22 protein-coding genes and 1 pseudogene are annotated in these 20,851 nt (G+C 42.0%); 6 read left to right on the forward strand and 17 right to left on the reverse strand.

The window, feature by feature from the left end; genetic code table 11:
- Nucleotides 1–98: 98 nt before the first annotated feature.
- The 5 genes from HT721_RS01365 to HT721_RS01385 form a co-directional block, all read right to left on the reverse strand.
- Nucleotides 99–1,250 carry an MFS transporter gene (locus HT721_RS01365; protein ID WP_173228735.1) on the reverse strand — a complete coding sequence of 384 codons (1,152 nt, stop codon included), beginning with the start codon at nucleotides 1,248–1,250 and terminating at the stop codon, nucleotides 99–101.
- Nucleotides 1,251–1,479: 229 nt separating this feature from the next.
- The gene (locus tag HT721_RS01370; protein WP_173212488.1) at nucleotides 1,480–2,109 is read right to left on the reverse strand and encodes a Pr6Pr family membrane protein; all 630 of its coding nucleotides are present in this window, start codon (nucleotides 2,107–2,109) and stop codon (nucleotides 1,480–1,482) included.
- Nucleotides 2,110–2,111: 2 nt separating this feature from the next.
- Nucleotides 2,112–2,450: a zinc ribbon domain-containing protein YjdM gene (locus HT721_RS01375; protein WP_001061596.1), complete on the reverse strand. Its 339-nt coding sequence runs from the start codon at nucleotides 2,448–2,450 to the stop codon at nucleotides 2,112–2,114.
- Between the two features lie 130 nt (nucleotides 2,451–2,580).
- Nucleotides 2,581–3,252: a (d)CMP kinase gene (gene cmk / locus HT721_RS01380; RefSeq protein WP_173212486.1), complete on the reverse strand. Its 672-nt coding sequence runs from the start codon at nucleotides 3,250–3,252 to the stop codon at nucleotides 2,581–2,583.
- A gap of 8 nt (nucleotides 3,253–3,260) precedes the next feature.
- The gene (locus HT721_RS01385; protein WP_173212484.1) at nucleotides 3,261–3,734 is read right to left on the reverse strand and encodes an SAG1386/EF1546 family surface-associated protein; all 474 of its coding nucleotides are present in this window, start codon (nucleotides 3,732–3,734) and stop codon (nucleotides 3,261–3,263) included.
- Between the two features lie 51 nt (nucleotides 3,735–3,785).
- Here HT721_RS01385 and HT721_RS01390 point away from each other — a divergent pair, with 51 nt between their 5' ends.
- On the forward strand, nucleotides 3,786–3,992 hold the full coding sequence (locus tag HT721_RS01390) for a ferredoxin (RefSeq protein ID WP_080551653.1): 207 nt from the start codon (nucleotides 3,786–3,788) through the stop codon (nucleotides 3,990–3,992).
- Between the two features lie 50 nt (nucleotides 3,993–4,042).
- Here the strand turns inward: HT721_RS01390 and HT721_RS01395 are convergent, their stop codons facing one another.
- From HT721_RS01395 to HT721_RS01420, 6 genes are all read right to left on the reverse strand, one after another.
- Complete coding sequence (locus HT721_RS01395) at nucleotides 4,043–5,008, reverse strand: glycosyltransferase family 2 protein (protein WP_173212482.1); 966 nt, start codon at nucleotides 5,006–5,008, stop codon at nucleotides 4,043–4,045.
- Nucleotide 5,009: 1 nt separating this feature from the next.
- Entirely contained in the window at nucleotides 5,010–6,029 is a 1,020-nt protein-coding gene (galE, locus tag HT721_RS01400) for a UDP-glucose 4-epimerase GalE (protein WP_001156540.1), read from the reverse strand.
- A 98-nt stretch (nucleotides 6,030–6,127) separates the two neighbouring features.
- On the reverse strand, nucleotides 6,128–7,219 hold the full coding sequence (locus HT721_RS01405; protein WP_173212480.1) for an FAD-dependent oxidoreductase: 1,092 nt from the start codon (nucleotides 7,217–7,219) through the stop codon (nucleotides 6,128–6,130).
- A 16-nt stretch (nucleotides 7,220–7,235) separates the two neighbouring features.
- A complete protein-coding gene (locus HT721_RS01410) occupies nucleotides 7,236–8,033 on the reverse strand; it encodes a Nif3-like dinuclear metal center hexameric protein (RefSeq protein ID WP_173212478.1) in 798 nt (265 codons plus the stop codon).
- Nucleotides 8,020–8,697 carry a tRNA (adenine(22)-N(1))-methyltransferase TrmK gene (locus HT721_RS01415; protein ID WP_173212476.1) on the reverse strand — a complete coding sequence of 226 codons (678 nt, stop codon included), beginning with the start codon at nucleotides 8,695–8,697 and terminating at the stop codon, nucleotides 8,020–8,022. The genes HT721_RS01410 and HT721_RS01415 overlap by 14 nt, the downstream gene beginning before the upstream one ends.
- Nucleotides 8,698–8,798: 101 nt before the next feature.
- On the reverse strand, nucleotides 8,799–11,135 hold the full coding sequence (locus HT721_RS01420) for a cation-translocating P-type ATPase (protein WP_173212474.1): 2,337 nt from the start codon (nucleotides 11,133–11,135) through the stop codon (nucleotides 8,799–8,801).
- A gap of 132 nt (nucleotides 11,136–11,267) precedes the next feature.
- On the opposite strand from HT721_RS01420, the gene HT721_RS01425 reads away from it, so the two are divergent.
- On the forward strand, nucleotides 11,268–12,017 hold the full coding sequence (locus HT721_RS01425; protein WP_173212472.1) for a 1-acyl-sn-glycerol-3-phosphate acyltransferase: 750 nt from the start codon (nucleotides 11,268–11,270) through the stop codon (nucleotides 12,015–12,017).
- 43 nt (nucleotides 12,018–12,060) lie between these two features.
- Here the strand turns inward: HT721_RS01425 and HT721_RS01430 are convergent, their stop codons facing one another.
- From HT721_RS01430 to rpsO, 6 genes are all read right to left on the reverse strand, one after another.
- Nucleotides 12,061–12,753 (reverse strand): alpha/beta hydrolase-fold protein, encoded by a 693-nt coding sequence (locus HT721_RS01430; protein ID WP_173212470.1) that lies wholly within the window; start codon nucleotides 12,751–12,753, stop codon nucleotides 12,061–12,063.
- Nucleotides 12,734–13,744: an ABC transporter substrate-binding protein gene (locus tag HT721_RS01435; RefSeq protein WP_173212468.1), complete on the reverse strand. Its 1,011-nt coding sequence runs from the start codon at nucleotides 13,742–13,744 to the stop codon at nucleotides 12,734–12,736. Before HT721_RS01435 ends, HT721_RS01430 begins: the two co-directional genes overlap by 20 nt.
- A gap of 19 nt (nucleotides 13,745–13,763) precedes the next feature.
- Nucleotides 13,764–14,519, reverse strand: a complete 756-nt coding sequence (locus HT721_RS01440) for an ABC transporter ATP-binding protein (RefSeq protein ID WP_173212466.1) — start codon at nucleotides 14,517–14,519, stop codon at nucleotides 13,764–13,766.
- A 1-nt stretch (nucleotide 14,520) separates the two neighbouring features.
- Nucleotides 14,521–15,567 (reverse strand): iron ABC transporter permease, encoded by a 1,047-nt coding sequence (locus tag HT721_RS01445; protein ID WP_173212464.1) that lies wholly within the window; start codon nucleotides 15,565–15,567, stop codon nucleotides 14,521–14,523.
- Between the two features lie 234 nt (nucleotides 15,568–15,801).
- Complete coding sequence (locus tag HT721_RS01450) at nucleotides 15,802–16,422, reverse strand: CadD family cadmium resistance transporter (protein ID WP_173212462.1); 621 nt, start codon at nucleotides 16,420–16,422, stop codon at nucleotides 15,802–15,804.
- A 678-nt stretch (nucleotides 16,423–17,100) separates the two neighbouring features.
- The gene (gene rpsO / locus HT721_RS01455; RefSeq protein ID WP_001018251.1) at nucleotides 17,101–17,370 is read right to left on the reverse strand and encodes a 30S ribosomal protein S15; all 270 of its coding nucleotides are present in this window, start codon (nucleotides 17,368–17,370) and stop codon (nucleotides 17,101–17,103) included.
- 204 nt (nucleotides 17,371–17,574) lie between these two features.
- Between rpsO and HT721_RS01460 the strand changes: the two genes are divergently transcribed.
- The 4 genes and pseudogenes from HT721_RS01460 (at nucleotide 17,575) to thrS (ending at nucleotide 20,787) form a co-directional block, all read left to right on the forward strand.
- Entirely contained in the window at nucleotides 17,575–17,949 is a 375-nt protein-coding gene (locus HT721_RS01460; RefSeq protein WP_173212460.1) for a hypothetical protein, read from the forward strand.
- Between the two features lie 73 nt (nucleotides 17,950–18,022).
- Nucleotides 18,023–18,223 (forward strand): annotated as a pseudogene (locus HT721_RS11360) (hypothetical protein).
- Nucleotides 18,208–18,822: an AAA family ATPase gene (locus HT721_RS01465; RefSeq protein ID WP_240149562.1), complete on the forward strand. Its 615-nt coding sequence runs from the start codon at nucleotides 18,208–18,210 to the stop codon at nucleotides 18,820–18,822. The pseudogene HT721_RS11360 and the gene HT721_RS01465 overlap by 16 nt, the downstream one beginning before the upstream one ends.
- Nucleotides 18,823–18,843: 21 nt before the next feature.
- Nucleotides 18,844–20,787: a threonine--tRNA ligase gene (gene thrS, locus HT721_RS01470; protein ID WP_000608345.1), complete on the forward strand. Its 1,944-nt coding sequence runs from the start codon at nucleotides 18,844–18,846 to the stop codon at nucleotides 20,785–20,787.
- Nucleotides 20,788–20,851: the final 64 nt, after the last annotated feature.

A 20,851-nucleotide genomic window follows, 5' to 3' on the forward strand; every position in this document is an offset into this window, starting at 1 on the left:
AACTTCTATTTTATCAAGAAATTAATCTGTAGACAAGGTTCTAAAATAAATATTGTCTGGGTACAAAAAACTCAAAAGAAAAACCTAGGAAACCAATCCTAAGCTCTCTTTTGGAGTAGGTACATGACAAAGATAGAGGTTACAATTAACCAAGATCCTAAGATAGCAAAGACCAACATCCCATTGTGAGTTAGTAAGCCAATTGCACCTAGAACCAATGGGGTCGTAAAGGCTCCGAAACTACAGCCTAATACGGCAAATGAAGTTGCTTGATTGAGGAGTTTAGCTGGAATTCGTTCAGAAACAAGTTGAAAGACCGTCGTCAAGGCTACACTGTAGGCAAAACCAGCCAGAATGCTTCCTGCCACTACCACCCACAAGGATGGAGACAAGGCAATCACAATTTGCCCCAAACCAAAAGTAATACCAGACCAGAGGAGCAGTTTCTCTTTAAAGATAGAAATCAAGAAAGAGAAACTCACACCAGCCACAATCCCGATCAACTGCATGACACTAAGAACAAAACTAGATAACTGGGCATCTCCAAGTCCTCTTTCCACCATCAAACTTGGAATACGGATGGTAATAGCTGTATTGGTACAAACTACCACTGCTGCTTCTATAGCTAGGGTAAAAATCAAGCCTTTCATTTCTCGAGTTAAGTGACTTGCTTCCTTCGCTTTTTTCTTGACTTCTTTCTTTTCTTTTCCATAAGGGACAAAGAGCAGATAAAGGGTCAGCACCAAAAATCCAGCACTATAGGCTAAGAAAGTAGCTGTCCAACCAAATGACAACAACTGGCCGACTGCCAAGGTAATGAGAGAAGCTCCAACAACCTCTGCAGAACCACGTAGCCCTAACATCTGAATTCGCGTTTTCCCTTGATAGCGTTCACTGATAATAGAAATTGCCTTAGCATTAATCATCCCAACACCCAAACCAAAAAGAATCCGTGTTCCAAAGACAAAGGGATAGGCTTGATACCAAAAGGGTGCTGTTCCACTCAGTGATAAAATCAACAATCCCAAACTAATCTGTAATCGCTCAGGAAATATTTTTTCTAAGAAACCATTTAGTAGTAACATAATCATAATTCCAAAGGAAGGCAAGCTAGCCAAGAGCTCAATTTGTTCCTTAGGATAGCCTTGATAATAGTCAAACATGGCTGGCAGGGCACTTGAAATCGAAAAGGAGGTAATCAAAACGAGGGAGAGAGCCAAAATACTGGCCCGTTCTAAAAATTGTTTCATGAAATCTCTTTCTATCTTTCTCTTAATCTTCTACTTTTTTGATCGTTATCAAACAAGCAAGAAAAGAAGAAGTCCCATTGGTTTGTAGACTCCTTCTTAAACTCGAAAATGAATCCCTTGTGTCTTATACTCAATGAAAATCAAAGAGCAAACTAGGAAGCTAGCCGCAGGCTGTACTTGAGTACGGCAAGGCGAAACTGACGTGGTTTGAAGAGATTTTCGAAGAGTATTAGGATGACTTTCTCTTGATTTGCTTAATAAAATAGAAGATAAATCCTGCCACCATATAGGCAACAAAGATAATCAGACACCACTTGAACACGACATCCCAACCCTTGTTCACATTCAAAAAGAAGTAAGGGAAAGGATTATCCTTGGCATTTGGAATATTGAGTTTTAAAACCAAACCATTAAAGAGAGCAAACATCATATACAGCAAGGGTAAAATCGTCCACACAACTGGATCCCAAATCTTGTATTGACCCTGTTTGTCAAAAAAGAGGGTATCTGCGAAAAACCAGAGGGGAACGATATAGTGGCAAAGGAAATTTTCTAGGGTATAGAAATTAGTCGCAATAGGCGCTAAGAGGAAATGGTAAATCACACAGGTAATCATGATACTCATGGTGACTCCACCTTTTAAGCGCAAGAGACTTGGTCTTTGCCAGTTTTCACCTACACGGCTCATAACCTTTAAGAGATAGAGCGTAAAAATAGTTACTAACAGATTTGACAGAACCGTGTAATAGAGAAGCATCCCAAAACCACCATGCTTGGTAATTTCAAGATAAACTCCCGTAAAAGCCGCTAGAAACAAGAAGATACGGCTATAAAATACAAGTTTATAGTGTTTTGACATGTTTAAATTTTCTTCACAAACTCTGATTTGAGTTTCATGGCACCGAAGCCATCAATCTTACAGTCGATATTGTGGTCGCCTTCTACGATGCGAATATTTTTCACGCGCGTCCCTTGTTTCAAATCTTTTGGCGCACCTTTTACCTTCAAGTCCTTGATGAGAGTTACTGTATCACCGTCAGCCAATTTATTTCCATTGGCATCGATAGCAACAAGACCCTCTTCTACATCTGCAACTTCAGCAGGATTCCACTCATAAGCACACTCTGGGCAAACCAGTAGGGCACCGTCTTCGTAGACATACTCTGAGTTACATTTTGGGCAATTTGGTAGGTTGTTCATGGTTTCTCCTTATCATCATTCGCTATTCTTTGAAAATCAAAATTTCTCGAACAGCAACTATTATACCCTAAAATCAGCATTTTGACAAATTTAGAAAAAAACCGATATCTATCTATCGGCTTTTCTACATTTACATTCTTTTTTTAGCTTCTGCTTTGATTTTTTCAACTACTTCTTGAATGTTCAAACCAGTTGTATCAAGGTAGACAGCATCCTCTGCTTGTTTGAGAGGCGAAGTCTCACGATGACTATCCTTGTAGTCACGCGCAGCAATTTCCTCTTTTAGAGTTTCAAGGTCTGTTTCAATTCCCTTGGCAACATTTTCCTTGTAACGACGCTCTGCTCTCTCATCAACAGAAGCTACTAGGAAAATTTTTAATTCTGCTTGTGGCAATACAACAGTCCCAATATCGCGACCGTCCATGACAATCCCGCCTTGTTGGGCAATCTCTTGTTGGAGAGAAACTAGTTTCTCACGCACTTGAGGAATTGCTGCAATAGCAGAAACATGATTGGTTACTTCATTTTCACGGATAGGATGGGTAATATCCACATCCCCTACAAAAACAAGCTGTTCCCCAGTTTCTGAACGCCCAAAACTAATTGGATGCTGGTCCAACAAGGCTAGAAGGGCTTCGACTTCTTCTACTCCTAACTGGTTTTGGAGAGCCATATAGGTTGCCGCACGATACATGGCACCTGTATCTAGATAGGTGTAACCAAAATCCTTGGCAATAATCTTTGCGACTGTACTCTTACCACTGGAAGCAGGACCGTCAATAGCAATTTGAATTGTTTTCATATCAACTCCTATTTTATTTTTATAACATCACCTGGATTAGCAAACCAAGACCCTGTAGCCATGTGCCCAGGATTTAAGGCTTCTAACTGTGCAATGGAGATTCCAGCACGAGCGGCAATGGCTGCTTCCCCTTCTCCAGCCAAAACTTTTATCGTTCCTTCAGGATTAGCAGCTTCTTCTGAACTACTAGAAGTAGATTCTGGCTCTGAACTTTGCTCAGGCTGGGAACTGCTTGAAGATGAGACTTGTACTACACTTGCATCAGAATCGTGAAAATCTTTCAAGGCTGCTGTGCGATTACTCCCCCCCGATGATAGATAGATGAGAACAATAATCATCACGACTACAATCACGAAGAAAATACTAGCTAAAATCGTCAAGACACGATTAGCCACTACATCTCTGCCTTGAGTTCTCTTACGACGCTCTGCTCTTGATTCTTCTTGATCATAAATATCTTCTTGCCACGGTTCTTTTTCCATACCCTACTCCTTGTTTTTTTTTACTTTTCTTATTACAATATAAATATGAACATGAAAATCACACTTATACCTGAACGATGTATCGCCTGTGGGCTTTGCCAAACTTATTCTGATTTATTTGATTACCACGATAATGGAATCGTGCGTTTTTACGATGACCCTGACCAACTAGAAAAAGAAATTTCTCCTAGTCAGGATGTCTTAGAGGCTGTTAAAAATTGCCCAACTCGCGCCCTGATTGGAAACCAGAAAGCCTAAATCAATGGCGATAATCCACTCCCTCTAGTTTAGCATATTTCCATGTAAAATTATAGTCTTTTCACTTTATTTTTTTCTGTAAAATCAGGAAGGTCACTTTTTTCTTTGATGAGATAAAGTGGTCTTTTTTTGGTCTCCAAATAAATTTTACTGATGTACTTGCCGAGAATTCCAATGGTCAAGAGTTGAATGCCTCCAAGAAAGAGAATGACAGCCATCAGAGAGGTCCAACCTGATGTCGGATTGCCCAAAATGAGAGTCCGAACCACAACAAAAAAGGTCATCAGTAGAGAAATAAAACAAGATAGGAGACCAGCTACGAAAGCTATAATCAGGGGAAAATCTGAAAAATTAACAATCCCTTCAATGGAGTAGAAAAAGAGTTGCCTAAAACTCCAACTGGTCTTGCCAGCCTGCCTTTCGACATTTGGATAGTCCAGATAGTGGGTTTTAAAGCCGACCCAGGCAAAGAGTCCCTTAGAAAAACGATTGAACTCAGTCAAACTTAAAATGGCATCGACTACAGACCTTCTCATCATACGAAAATCACGGACACCTGACGGCAGGGCTACTGGGCTGATTTTTTTCATAAGGCGATAAAAGAGATTAGCGCAGAGACTACGTAAAACTGGTTCTCCTTCCCGACTAGTTCTCCTTGTTCCAACACAGTCCAAATCTGCATTTTGGTCTAGTAAGTTTTTCATCTCAAGCAACATACTAGGAGGATCCTGGAGGTCTGCATCCATTACCACCACCAGATCTCCTGTCGCATATTGTAAGCCTGCATAGAGAGCTGCTTCTTTGCCAAAATTTCGTGAGAAAGAAATATAATGCACTGCCGGATTTTGCTCCCGATAGGTCTTTAAGAGTTCCAAGGTCCCATCACTTGATCCATCATCGACAAAGACATACTCGATTTCTGTTTCCAAATCTGGAAGTAAAGCTTCCAGAGCCTGATAAAAAAGAGGAAGTACTTCCTCTTCGTTTAAACAGGGGACAATGATTGATATCACCATCTTAGTCTTCAAATCCATTTGGATGCTTGCTTTGCCAACGCCATGCGTCTTCACACATTTGGGTGATGCCGAGTTCTGCTTCCCAGCCGAGTTCTGCTTTGGCTTTTGCAGGATCTGAATAGCAGGCCGCGATATCTCCTGGGCGACGGTCTACGATGCGGTAAGGAATTGGGCGTCCCACTGCTTTTTCCATATTTTGGATAATTTCAAGAACTGAGTATCCTTTACCTGTTCCAAGGTTATAAACGTTTAGACCTGAGCCTTTTTGGATTTTTTTCAGAGCTGCAACGTGACCTTTAGCCAAATCGACAACGTGGATATAGTCACGAACACCAGTTCCATCTTCCGTATCGTAATCGTCTCCAAACACTTGCACTTGCTCTAATTTCCCAACGGCTACTTGAGTCACATATGGCAAGAGATTGTTTGGAATACCGTTTGGATTTTCTCCCAAATCACCACTCTCATGGGCTCCGATTGGGTTAAAGTAACGAAGCAAGACAACATTCCACTCTGAGTCTGCCTTGTAGATATCTGTCAAAATTTCCTCAAGCATAAGCTTAGTGCGGCCATATGGGTTGGTCACTGAAAGTGGGAAATCTTCCAAGATGGGCACTGTGTGCGGATCCCCGTAAACTGTCGCAGAAGAACTGAAAATGATGTTTTTACAGTTGTTTTCTTCCATGACCTTCAAAAGACTAACAGTCCCAGCTATATTGTTGTCATAGTAGGCAAGAGGGATACGTGTTGATTCGCCAACAGCCTTCAAACCAGCAAAGTGAATGACACCTGTTGGTTCTTCTTGTTTGAAAATGTCTCTAAGGGTATCTGTATCACGGATATCAGCCTCATAAAAAGGAATTTCAACTCCTGTAATTCTCTCAACAACTTCTAAACTTTTTCTGTTACTATTAACAAGGTTATCCACCACAACAACCTGATGACCTGCTTGGATTAACTCAATAACAGTGTGGGTTCCGATAAAACCTGCTCCACCCGTTACTAAAATCTTTTCTTGCATCTTTTTTCCTCGATTCTCGGATTTTTTCTTATTTTACCATTTTTGATAGGGAATGTCATTTGCCATCCTAGAGGGTAGGATAAAATTTCAGTAAAATCTTATTGTTTAACATAGTTTTCAATTGAGTAGTTTGCTGGGTCTAAGGTCATTTCCCTGCTTTGTACCAGTTGTGCTAGGTGGTAACCAATGATAGGACCAGTTGTAAGGCCTGATGAACCTAGTCCACTAGCAGCATAGACACCTGCTAAGCCAGGTACTTGCCCAAAGAAAGGTGAGAAATCACTGGTATAGGCACGGATTCCCACACGCTCAGATCTTGAAGTAGCTTCGGCCAAGATCGGATAGTGAGGCAAGGCGACCTCCTCCATTTGTTGGAGTAAGGTTTCATCTACCGTCAAATCAAATCCCATATCATTTTCATGAGTAGCACCTAGAGACAATTTCCCACCTGCAAAAGGAATCAAATCCCACTCCCCTTCTGGCATAACAACAGGGTATGATTCTATATCTTGGGCAAGCTGATAATCTCGGAGTTGTCCTTTTTGAGGACGGACATCCACAGCATAACCCAAGGGTTCTAACATATCCCCCAACCAAGCTCCCGTCGCCAAAATAACCTGATCAAACACCTCTTCACCAATCTGGTAACCTGATGCTAACGGTGTCAGAGTCACTTTTTCTTTGACCAGCTTAACCTGACTGGCTTCCAGCAAACGAGTCACTAAGAGTTGACCATCTACTCTCGCTCCACCAGAAGCATAGAGCAAGCGGTCAAATCCCTGTAAGCCAGGGAATAATTCATTAGCTGATGCTGGGTCCAGAATGGCTAATTGCCCTATCAAGGGAGATTCTTCTCTGCGCTGGAGGGCTAGTTGATAGAGTTCTTCCAACTTAGTTTCATCCTTTTTCAGGAGAAAGACTCCCGAACGCTGGTAAAAGTCGATCTCTTGTCCTGACTTCTCTAAATCAGCCAATAAATCCACATAAAAATCAGCCCCCAAGCGCGCCATCTTGTACCAAGCTTTATTGCGGCGTTTGGAAAACCAAGGACTGATAATTCCTGCTGCAGCCTTGGTTGCCTGACCCTGTCCATGGTCAAAAACGGTCACCTCTAGGTCACTTTCTTTCGAGAGGTAGTAGGCAGCTGTTGCTCCCACAATTCCTGCTCCGATAATAGCAACTTTTTTCATTGTTTTCACTTTCTAACTAGATATGGTGGAAAGGATTGGTCGATGCTTGACTAGGTACAATATCGATTGTCCAGCCCTTTTCTCCTTTCCATTGATTAAGAAGCTCTGCAATTTTTTCCACAAAAAGCACTTCAATATAGTGACCTGGGTCCAATGCCAACAAGCCATCTGACAACATATCCTGGGCAGTATGGTAGTAGATGTCACCAGTGATATAAACATCTGCCCCTTTTGCTAAAGCATCCTTATAGAAAGACTGCCCACTACCACCACAGATAGCCACTCTTGAAATAGGCTTCTGCAAGTCATTCTCTTGATAATGCACCAATCGAAGACTATCTAGGCCAAAGACTTGCTTGACATGTTGGGCAAAATCCCCAAAGGTCTGAGGCTGAATATTCCCAATACGTCCAATTCCACGTTCAGGGCCAGTTTCCTGTAGATAAGTCGTCTCCTCAATTCTCAGCATCTGACAGAACCAATCATTAAGGCCATTTTCAACGATGTCAATATTGGTATGGCTGACATAAACTGCGATGTCATGCTTGATGAGATCAATGTAAATCTGATTTTGTGGACGGCTAGCTACCAAATCCTTGATGGGACGGAAAATCGGCGCGTGCTTGACAATAATCAAGTCTACACCCTTTTCAATAGCTTCAGACACCGTTTCTTCACGAATATCCAGAGTCACCATGACCCTTTGTATCTCCTTATCCAAAGTGCCAATTTGCAGGCCACGACTGTCTCCCTCCATGGAAAATTCCTGAGGGCAAAAGGCTTCATATGCATTAATTACTTCACTTGCTAGCATGGAGAACCTCCTTGATGGCTTGAATTTTATCTACTAGAACTTGACGTTCCTCCAGATTTTTTTCTGGGATTTGTCCGAGGGCAAACTCTAGCTTAACAGCTTCTTTTTGCCATTTTTGGACAAAGACTGAACTGACCTCTTTGGACAAGAAGGGACCAAAGCGAACATCACTGGCTGATAGCTTCATTTGTCCAGCTTCCACCACCAAAATTTCATAAAACTTGCCAGCTTCTTCTAGAATACTTTCTGCCACAATCTGAAAACCATTGTCTTGCAACCAAATGCGCAAGTCGTCTTCACGATTATTGGGCTGGAGGATCAAACGCTCTACATTAGCTAACTTGTCCAAGCCTTCTTCTAAAATCCTAGCAATCAAACGACCTCCCATGCCAGCAATGGTAATGACAGACACTTGGTCTGCCTCTTCAAAAGCTGCCAGCCCATTGGCTAAACGGACTTGGATTTTCTCCTTTAGGCCGTGAGCCTCAACATTTTTGACCGCAGACTGATAGGGGCCTTCCACCACCTCACCTGCAATGGCGCTTCTGATTTGGCCTCTCTCAACCAACTCGATAGGCAGATAAGCATGGTCACTTCCCACATCTAGCAAAATGGCTCCCTGTGGCACAAAGGAAGCCACTAATTCTAATCTCTTTGAAATCATTTTCTCTCACTTTCCAAAACTCTATTATCTCTTATTATACCACATTTCAGCCAGCACTCCTGCACCTAAAAAGACCGCAATCCATAGATTGCAGCCTTTATTTATTTTCTAGCTTGATAACGACTGGTTAGAATGAAAATCACGGTAAAGACCAACATCATGACACCATAAACAGGTAGCGTTTGTCCTGTCAAGGTTGAAATTTCAAGTAGTTTTTGGATTCTTGGGAAGAGAGCTGTCGCTAGGAAGCCTCCTACTGACCAAACAATCAAGAGGACACGCCAGAGAGTGAATGGCATGCAGGCTCTAAATACGGATAAGAAACCAATTGACCCCAATAGATAATAGAGTAGAGTTGAGATTTCTAACTCAGACCAACCTTGGCTACTTCCAAATATTTTCACAAAAAGAACGCTGAACACGACCATGAGAGCGCTTGGTAGGGCACGAAGCATGGATCTTCTGAGGAAGTTTGGTTCGACAGGTTTGATATTTCTCTCAAAAGTCAGAACGAATGGTGGGAAACCTTCCACGAATTGGTCAATCATGGTAATCTGGATTGGAATAAAAGGGAAAATCAAGATCCATTCAGACCGTCCCAGAAGAGCACTGGCAATACAGATAACTGCGAGCAAGAATGAGTAGATGGTCTTTATCAAGAAAATCGGTGCGATGTGGGCAATGTTATTGACCACACGACGACCTTCAAAGAGAATCTCAGGAACATCATTAAAGTCAGAGTTCAAGAGAACCAGATTGGCAATCTGACGAGTCGCTGGATCTCCCTCAGCCATTACGATGGAACAATCCGCCTCACGAAGAGCCAGGATATCATTGACTCCGTCCCCTGTCATAGCTGTTGTATGCCCTGCTTTTTTCAGAGTTTGGATGATGAGTTTTTTTTGATGAGGGGAAACACGTCCGAAAATAGCTATCTCTTCAGCCATAACAATCAATTCTTCATCAGTGATTTTTGAACAATCTACATAGCTATGGTAGTCCGCAAAACCAGCCTTCTGGGCAATGCTGGACACCGTAACTGGATTGTCACCAGAGATAATTTTCAATCCCACTTCCTGAGAACGGAGATAGTCCAGCGTCTCTGCTGCTCCTTCTCGAATGGGATCCAAAATTTCCAGCAAGGCTAGAGCCTGAATATCAGATGGTTTTTGTGGTTTGTGATGGTCTAATTTCTCCTGACTGAGAGCTAAGACCAATACACGTGAACCTCTCTCCAAGGCCTCTCTGGCTTCTGGGACCTCAGAATCCAGCAACATCTCAGGCGCCCCTAAGAAAGCTGTTCCCAAACCCTCTAACTCCATGGCTCCCCACTTGCGGTCGCTAGAGAAGGGAAGATTCGAAAGCATAGGATAGGCTACTTGGCCTTGGAAACGCTGGCGAATGGCTTGAGCTGTTGGATTTTTATCCTCACTGTGAGCTATGTAGCTGGTCAAAATGCTGGCAATAGTCTCTTTACCATAAGTGTCCGTCAGCGGAAGAACAGCCTCCACCTGCATCTTGCCTTGGGTGATAGTGCCCGTCTTGTCCAGACAGAGCATGTCCACGCGCGCCAAGGTCTCAACAGAGTACATCTCCTGCACCAAGACCTTTTTCAAGCCCAACTTAATCACCGCTGTCAAGAGCGAAGTAATGGTCAAAAGGGCAATTCCCTTAGGCAACATTCCCAGCAGGGCTGTCGACGAATTTACAACGGATGACTTGAGAGGCAGGCCTTTTAAAAGCAAGGCTTCTAGCAAGAGAGCCAGACCAAAGGGAATGATAATCTTTCCAGTAAAACCAGCTAACCTGTCCAGCGATTTCATGATACGGGAGTTAATCGGTTTAACGGTCTTGGCTTCCAGCATGAGCTTGGCAGCATAGTTGTCTGCACCTACATGATGGACACGAGCTAAAACTGCACCACTGGCTAAGAAACTTCCTGACAAAAGCAAGGCATCCACTTCCTTTTGCACCAAATCACTTTCCCCCGTCAACATGGCTTCATTGACTTCTGCAAATCCTTCCAAAACCAAGGCATCACTAGGAATCTGCTCTCCAGCAGACAAACGAATAACATCTCCTAACACCAATTCTTCCGGATTCAGAGTCACTTCTTGGCCATCACGAATGGTTTTGACCTTTTCCTTGGTCATGAGATTGAGCTTGTCCACCATGTGTTTAGCCCGCAGCTCGGTCACAATCCCAGAAAAAGCGTTAAAGCAGATAACAGCAAAAAAGACCAAATTGCTCCAAGCCTGCACAAAGGCAAGGGCCAAAGCAATGGCAAAGTTCAAAGCGTTAAAAAGGGTAAAGACATTTCGTTTGATGATTTGCCAAGTGCTGGTACTGGCCGAAGCAGTAAAATCATTGACCAAGCCCTTAGTCTGTCTTTCCTTGACTTCTCTTTGGGTTAATCCCATAATCTTATTTTTATCCATAAATTCTATCATATCATTTTTTTTAACAGAATTCTAATCTCATCCCAAATATGCACCTAGTCAAGGGAAAAGTTTGCCAGCCCTCCTTTGATAAGGTATAATAATAACAAGAAAATAATCGAAGGAGATCGCATGTTTTATACTTATTTACGTGGATTGGTTGTATTACTCCTATGGTCCATCAATGGCAATGCCCACTATCATAATACTGATAAAATTCCTAATCAAGATGAAAATTATATTTTGGTTGCCCCTCACCGTACCTGGTGGGATCCTGTTTACATGGCCTTTGCGACCAAGCCAAAACAATTTATCTTTATGGCCAAAAAAGAACTCTTTGCCAACCGTATATTTGGTTGGTGGATTCGTATGTGTGGTGCCTTTCCTATCGACCGTGAAAATCCTAGTGCTTCTGCCATCAAATACCCTATCAATGTTCTCAAAAAAAGTGATCGCTCTCTCATCATGTTTCCAAGTGGGAGCCGTCACTCAAACGATGTCAAGGGTGGCGTAGCCTTGATTGCCAAGATGGCCAAGGTCCGTATCATGCCGGTTACCTACACAGGTCCTATGACCTTGAAAGGCTTGGTTAGCCGTGAGCGTGTCGATATGAACTTTGGAAATCCAATCGATATCTCAGATATCAAGAAAATGAATGATGAAGGCATTGAAACAGTCGCCAATCGCATCCAAGCAGAATTTCAACGTCTGGACGAGGAAACGAAACAATGGCACAATGATAAAAAACCAAACCCACTCTGGTGGCTTATCCGCATCCCTGCCCTTATCCTTGCGGTTATCCTCGCTATCCTAACTATCATCTTTAGCTTCATCGCAAGCTTCATCTGGAATCCAGATAAGAAGAGAGAAAAACTTGGTTAAATAAATACAACAATCCCTTGGCAAAAGCCAAGGGATAAATCTTTTATTCAATTTTCCATTTTTGGGCCAACCAGCTGGAAAAAGCTAGGAATCGTTCAACTACTTGTTCATGGTGTCCATAAGGATCAAAGACAAACTGGCCGTTCGGATAGTGTTTCTGAAGACTGGTATGGATTTGCTCAGCATAGACCGGTGCTTGAGCCAAGCGATTGGTATGATGGGCTCCTTCTGTTTGACCGTTCTGTAAATACAGCAAACAGTCCAAATTTTTCACATTTTCTTCCTTGCAGTAAGTCACAAAATCAGGATACCAAAAGGAACCACAGATCGAAAAGACACAGGAAACCTTGTCAAAGCTGAAAAGACTGTAGACTGCCACCAAACCACCTAGTGAATAACCTCCGTAGGCAAGGCGAGTTTCGTCCAGGCGATAAAGAGACTGCAACTTGTCTAAAAGACCTCCAAATAAATGATCATGATAGACCTTGGCCTGACCTCCAAAATCTGGAGCTCCATCTCTCAGAGCAGCTGCCTTCCAAGGAGTGTAGTCATCTAGGCGATTTTTAGAGGTCAAGCCCACTAAAATCACAGTATCGGACAGAGACGATAGGAAATCCAAGTTTCCATCATTCAATAAAATAGCTGGATAGGTTTGATTGGGGTCGTAGTTAGAAGGAAGGCTGACCTTGACTTGGATTCCTTCCCAATCAAACTCATTATTTATTGATAAAGTCATTGATTTTCTCAAGGGAATCAATCACTGCTGGACCATAATCCATCAACTCATCGTAAGAGATAGTCATGATTTTTTGATTCTTAATAGCAGGAACACCTTCCAAAACAGCATTTGCCTTCATCAACTCTACTGCGTTGGCATCCAATTTTTTGTTGCGGTCGCTGGTTACATAGATAATCAATTCAGGATCCATTGACACGAGATTTTCCAAGGTCAAGCCCGATGTTCCCGTTGCAACATTTGTATAACCAAGTTGATTTAACAAACTTTCTTGCAAAGCAGACTTGTAGGCACCGAAGGTTTGATCATTATAAGCAACCATAATCAAAGCCTTTTTCTTTTCACCTTGGCTTGCTGGATTTGCTTTCTTAACAGCGTCAATTTTAGTTTGTAATTGGGCTGCGTATTCATTAGCCTTGTCCTGAACATTAAAAATCATTCCAAGATTTTTGACATCTTCTACGATATTCCCCAAATCTTGCTGAATTGTTGAGAGAGAAGCCTTTTGAGTATAAACTGGGATTTTATTTTCATTCCAAGTGCTAACTGTCCCCAAAGATTTTTCAGAAAACATCATGTTTCGACCCATCACAGCGTCTGGCTCATAAGAAAGGACTGTCTCTTGTGAGACTGTTTTTTTATCCCCAATTTGAGGAATAGTCGCAATCGCGTCCTTGTATTTGTCCGTCACAGCATTGTCAGGGTTGAGCATGCCAGCAATTTTATCTTTCAAGCCTAACTCCAATAAGATTTCAGTGGTTGAAAGATTGTTGGTAATAACTTTTTCAGGTGTCTTGTCAAAGACTTGTTCAACTTCATTTCCCTTAGCATCATAAGTTTTGATCGTTAACGGATAAGTCGTCTCTGTGCTGGCCTTTTGACTTGTTTCTGTGCTAGATTGTGTGGTAGCTGTTTCTGTAGTAGTATTGCCACAAGCTGCCAAAGTTAAGGTAGCTACTGTTACGAGTAAAATGCTTAGTGTTTTTTTCATCTTGTTTTCCTTTTCATTCTTATAAATAGTGAATCATAGCTTGCTGATCCTCGGTCCAAGTAACCTGACTTTGAACTCCATATACAGTTTGCAATGACTCAGGGGTGATGGTCTCCTTTGGAGTCCCTTGGTAAAGGATTTCCCCCTCTTTCATCAGATAGAGATAATCCGAATAGCGACAAGCAAGTTGAATATCATGCAGGACAGCTAGAACATTGACCTTGAGATTCTTCACAATGGCCAGCAAGTCTAGCTGGTACTTGATATCTAGGTGATTAGTTGGTTCGTCCAGGAGCAAGAGAGTCGGTTCTTGTGCCAAGGCCCGTGCTAACAAGACTCGTTGCTTTTCTCCCCCTGAAAGAGACGAATAGAGACGAGTTTTCTTCTCAAGCATATCCACCTTGACGAGGGCATCTTGAACGAGAGCATAATCTCTTTCCCTTTCCTTCTGTAAAAAATAGAGGTGGGGAGTTCTGCCTAGCAAGACGATTTCTTCAACTGTACAATCAAACTGTAGCTGGTTAAACTGGGTGACAACTGCCATTTGCTTGGCTGTTTCTTTGAGTGACCAATGCTCCAGCGGCTTTCCATCTAGGCTTATCAAGCCTTTGTCCGCCTTTTCCTGACGATAGAGGAGTTTAAGTAGACTGGTTTTCCCGCTTCCATTTGGTCCTAATATCGTGTGAAATTGATTCCCTTCAACCTTAAGAGAAACTCCTTTGAGGATTTTTTTCTCTCCCAGTCCAAAGTGGACATCCTGACAAATCAAGTCCATATCAGACCCTCACCTCCCTTCGCCTACCTCCAACAATGTAAATAAAGAAGGGAGCACCTACTAAGGCTGTGAAAATACCAATAGGAAGCTCTGCGTTTGGAATGATGATACGAGAGAGTACGTCTGCCCAGATGACAAAGAGGGCACCTAGCAAGGTTGCAACAGGAAAAAGCCTCCTGTAATTCGTTCCTACTAACCCTCGAGCTAAATGTGGGGTAATCAGACCGACAAATCCAATAATCCCACAGGTTGCCACCAAGACTGCTGTCAGCACAGCCACCATTGTCACATAAAGATACCAATAAAAGCGTAAGGGAATCCCCAAAGTTAAAGCAGCCTCATCTCCCATCATCATCGCATTGAAAACACGATACTGAGTAGAGAAAAATAGAAAGGCCATTCCTACTACTATAGTTGGCAGGACCAAGTCTGCCCAGGAAGTCCCAGCGAGCGAGCCCATGGTCCAAAACTTAATGGTCATCACACTATCCGCATTAGCGCCAACTGAGATAATAAAGTTGGAAAAAGCCAGAAAGAGAGCATTGACCACCGTTCCTGATAAAATCAGGCTAGAAGTTGTCATCCTTCCCTGCATAGAGGCTATGATGAGGACAGCAATTGTTGCCAAAATAGCTCCAAGAAAAGCTCCAAGGCTAATCATCACTTTTAAACCAAGAATGATGCTTAGGGTTGCTCCTAGAGTTGCACCAGCAGAGATGCCTAAGACATAGGGCTCAGCGATGGGATTGTTCACTGTAGACTGCATCACGCTACCACACATAGAAAGACCTGCTCCTACTATCAGACCTAATAATACTCGAGGGAATCTCATGTTCCATACAATGGCAAGAGTAGACTTGGAAACCTCTCCTATCTCAAGAGGAAATCCCAACCTGCTCAACATAATCCGATAGGTATCTCCTAGATTAATCGCAACAGATCCCATAGAAACTGCTAGAAAGAGAGAAATCCCTAAAATACCTAGCAAAATAAGCAAAAGTATCACAAATTGCTGGTCTTGTCGGCTTCCAGAAAATTTGGAAAGCATGCAAACCTCCTTTGATAGAATCTTAAAAATTTAGAAAATTCTCATGAAAAGTATACCATATTTTCAACAATGGAACAAGATGAGAAAAATAAATATAGTTGGTCTTACAGTGCTAATAATCGTAACCGAAGATTATACTTGAGTATATCGAGGTAAAGTGACAACATAAAAAGCCCTCTGAAAATCAGAGAGCCAATTTGAGCTCGGGATAAAATCCTAGTGAAACAAAAAAATCTACACGGTCAGAAAAGTCTCTATCGTGCCATTTTCATACATGATGTATAGTCCAAGTACAATGAATACTAAGGGCACAATGATTCGCTCGTATTTTTCAATTGTCTCGAATATTAACGGAATAGAGGATAACACCCGACTAATCTCGCATAAGATAATTATGCCGATTACAAACACAAGCAAGGCCACGAGGGTCTGTGACCAATCTAACGAAGCAAAATAAGGTATATAGATACCTAAATTATCTCCGCCAGACGCAATTGTTAGCAATGTAACTGTCCAAAACAGTTGATTTGCCTTGCTTTGTTCTAATCTTTCAATAATTTCTTCCTCTTCTTCCTCTTCTTCCTCACCTTCTCCAACAATTGCAAAGCGAATCCCTAAATAGATAGGGATTAAACCAAGCAATCCAACCATCCATTCTTCAGGCACGAAATTAACGACATAAGCAGCAACTAAACTCGCCCCTACAAGTAAGCCTGTGCCTAGATATTGCCCCGCATAAATATGCCATTTTTGTTTATTCTGTGATAGCTGTGCAAATAAAATAAATAAAATAATTAAATAATCGATACTGGTGGAAATATAAACACCAATAGCAGATATGATTGTCTGTCCCATAAAAAACCCTCCTGTATTAGTCAGTAATAAATCAGCAGATTTTAGGAGAGCACAGACACATTAATTTAGCTATCGCTAGTGGGTAATTTCGAACATAGGAAAGCATTTTACTCCTCCTCAAAACGTAGTTACAAAGTAATTTCTAACTGGAATTCAGTGACTACTTCCATGTAGAGTATAACATACTATACTTTACTTCGTAAAGTGTGGGCTCTTCGAGGGGGCTTGCAGACAGCTGCTCGGCTTTTCAAGCTGAGTAGCTACGCACCTTTATGGTGTAATTAGATGATACCATTTGAGGTTTTTGTAGTCTCCAAAATTGTGACCGATAAAACCTTAATGAAAAAGCCCTCTGAAAATCAGAGAGCTGATTTAAGCCCGGGCTAAAATCCTAGTGAAAAAGATGAAACTCCTTGTGTTCATCGAACACTGTGTCATTTCCCTATTTTCATACGGATTTCTTACGCCCTTAGCATCATAATTCTTGCTGGATAAACCGTTTATAGACTAGGCGACGAGGCAAAGATTGTACAAAATTTTTAGTGAAACAAAAAAATCTCCCCGAAGGGAGAATATCTGGTTTATTTTACCTTACAGTGCTAGGAACCGTAACCGAAGATAATACTTGAGTATATCGAGGTGCGGTGACAACGCAATGTAAGTGGAAAATAAAGCAGATTAGCGACGAAGTCCTAGAGAGTTGATCAACTCACGGTAACGGTTAACGTCGTTTTTACGCAAGTATGCAAGCAAGTTACGACGGCGACCGATTTTCTTCATCAATCCACGGTAAGTAGCGTGGTCTTTTTTGTGTTGTTTGATGTGTTCGTTAAGGTGGTTGATTTCCCAAGTAAGGACAGCAACTTGAACCTCTACTGAACCTGTATCACCTTCGTGACGTGCATATTGTGCGATGATTTCATTTTTTTTCTCTTTTGAGATTGCCATGATGTTTCTCCTTTTTATTTGGCTTCATCCGAGTGACAGGTTGGCATGCCTGTAACCAAGAAGAAGTTATTTGTCTTTACGACAATCCCTATTCTACCAATAACTAACTTCTTTGTCAACAGATTTACTTTCTTGTTTTAAATATGCTATAATAATCATAGCAAGAAATCTAAGTTGTCTGTTTTTTAAAACGAGGTGATTATCATGCCTAGATTCTATTCCCATCTCCCCTACTATCTGGTCATATTTTTCTTTTATTGGCCACTTTATCAGTTGTTATCACTAATTATTTCTGACCCCCTTTTGCTCAAGAGTCTCTACGTAAATAATATTCTCTTCTTTACACCTCTGGTAATCTTGATTGTATCGTTACTCTATAGCTACCGTTTCCGTTTCTCTCTTTGGTGGTTACTGGGGAACGGACTGCTCTATTGTTTTACCATCATTACTTTCAGAGAATTTATCCTTCCCTACTTCCTAGCCTATGAAGTCTTTGCCATAGTTGGTATGGCTGTCGGTATTGGTATCAAGCGTATTCTACAAAAAATGAAAAACAAAAAACTTTCACAAAATCCTTGAAAAATCTCACAATCATGCTATAATAATCCATAGAGACAAGTCACTTAATCCCTTTCTACTAGAGAGTGCGTGGTTGCTGGAAACGCATAGGAAGCCTAAACTGATACTACTCTACTGACTTTTATGAAAACATAAAACGGTGGCCACGTTAGAGCCGATCAGAGGTGTTCCTCTCTTTTGAGGAACATAAATGAAGGTGGAACCACGTTGCGACGTCCTTTCGAGGATGTCGCTTTTTGTTTTTCAGAAGGAGGAAGAATGGTGCTTTACATGATTGGTGGATCGCCTTGTAGTGGAAAGTCAACAATTGCCTCACTTCTTGCTAGACAATATCAGCTACGTCATATCAAACTCGATGATTTGGTAGACGAGATGATGAGTCAAGCAAGTGCAGACTCCCAACCAATTTGCCTTCTTAGACAGGATAGAAGTCCGGAACAAATCTGGATGAGAAATCCAGAAGAGATGGCGGATGAAGAATGGCACTTTTATGAGGAGATTTTTCCTTATGTAAAATCTTACTTGATAAAAAATCAAAACAGGCATCTCTTGGTGGAGGGAGCAGGACTGTTGCCTCACTTGGTTAAGGAGCTTGAATGTCCAGCGTCTTCCTATCTATGCTTAACTCCGACAGCTGATTTTCAGAAAAAGCATTATAGACAGAGAGAATGGGTTCCTTATGTCTTGGAGGGAACAACCAACCCTGATAAAGCTTTTGAAAACTGGATGCAACGAGACATTCTTTTTGCCCAAATGGTTCGTAAAGAAGCAATGGAATTAGGATATTCTAGTCTCTTGACAGATGGTAGTCAATCAGAAAATCAGACTATGAAAGAGGTTGCTCGGCTCTTAAAATTGTCCAACAAAAAATAATAAATATTTAAGGAGAACATCATGATTAACATTACTTTCCCAGATGGCGCTGTTCGTGAATTCGAATCTGGCGTTACAACTTTTGAAATTGCCCAATCTATCAGCAATTCCCTAGCTAAAAAGGCCTTGGCTGGTAAATTCAACGGCAAACTAATTGATACAACTCGTGCGATCACTGAAGATGGAAGCATCGAAATTGTGACACCTGATCACGAAGATGCCCTTCCAATCTTGCGTCACTCAGCCGCTCACTTGTTCGCCCAAGCAGCTCGTCGTCTGTTCCCAGACATTCACTTGGGAGTTGGTCCAGCCATCGAAGATGGCTTCTACTACGATACTGACAACACAGCTGGTCAAATCTCTAACGAAGACCTTCCTCGTATTGAAGAAGAAATGCAAAAAATCGTCAAAGAGAACTTCCCATCAATTCGTGAAGAAGTGACTAAAGACGAGGCACGTGAAATCTTCAAGAACGACCCTTACAAGTTGGAATTGATTGAAGAACACTCAGAAGACGAAGGTGGTTTGACTATCTATCGTCAAGGTGAGTATGTAGACCTTTGCCGTGGCCCTCACGTCCCATCAACAGGCCGCATCCAAATCTTCCACCTTCTCCATGTAGCAGGTGCTTACTGGCGTGGAAATAGCGACAACGCTATGATGCAACGTATCTATGGTACAGCTTGGTTTGACAAGAAAGACTTGAAAAACTACCTTCAAATGCGTGAAGAAGCTAAGGAACGTGACCACCGTAAACTTGGTAAAGAGCTTGACCTCTTCATGATTTCTCAAGAGGTTGGTCAAGGGCTTCCATTCTGGTTGCCAAATGGTGCGACTATTCGTCGTGAGTTGGAACGCTATATCGTTGACAAGGAGTTGGCTTCAGGCTACCAACACGTCTATACTCCACCACTTGCTTCTGTTGAACTTTACAAGACTTCTGGTCACTGGGATCATTACCAAGAAGACATGTTCCCAACTATGGACATGGGTGACGGGGAAGAATTTGTCCTTCGTCCAATGAACTGTCCGCACCACATCCAAGTCTTCAAACACCATGTTCACTCTTACCGTGAGTTGCCAATCCGTATCGCTGAAATCGGTATGATGCACCGCTATGAAAAATCTGGTGCCCTCACTGGTCTTCAACGTGTACGTGAAATGTCGCTCAACGACGGTCACCTCTTCGTTACTCCAGAACAAATCCAAGAAGAATTCCAGCGTGCCCTTCAGTTGATTATCGATGTTTATGAAGATTTCAACTTGACTGAATACCGCTTCCGCCTCTCTCTACGCGACCCTCAAGATACTCACAAGTACTTTGACAACGATGAGATGTGGGAAAATGCCCAAACCATGCTTCGTGCAGCCCTTGATGAAATGGGCGTGGACTACTTTGAAGCCGAAGGTGAAGCAGCCTTCTACGGACCAAAATTGGATATTCAAGTTAAGACCGCTCTTGGAAAAGAAGAAACTCTTTCTACTATCCAACTTGACTTCTTGCTTCCAGAACGCTTCGACCTTAAATATATCGGAGCTGATGGTGAAGAGCACCGTCCAGTTATGATCCACCGTGGAGTTATCTCAACTATGGAACGCTTCACAGCTATCTTGATTGAGAACTACAAGGGTGCCTTCCCAACATGGCTAGCACCTCACCAAGTAACTCTCATCCCAGTATCTAACGAAAAACACGTGGACTACGCATGGGAAGTAGCTAAAAAACTCCGTGACCGTGGTGTCCGTGCAGATGTAGATGAGCGCAATGAAAAAATGCAGTTCAAGATCCGTGCTTCACAAACAAGCAAGATTCCTTACCAATTAATCGTTGGGGACAAGGAAATGGAAGACGGAACTGTTAACGTTCGCCGCTATGGCCAAAAAGAAACACAAACTGTCTCAGTTGATGACTTTGTTCAAGCTATCCTAGCTGATATCGCCAACAAATCACGCGTTGAGAAATAAGAACCAAGTAAAAAGTCTTTAAAATCAAAAAAACGCATAATATCAGGTGTTGAATGACCTTGTT

The organism is Streptococcus sp. 4094, from assembly GCF_013277125.1.
Taxonomy (GTDB): Bacteria; Bacillota; Bacilli; order Lactobacillales; family Streptococcaceae; genus Streptococcus.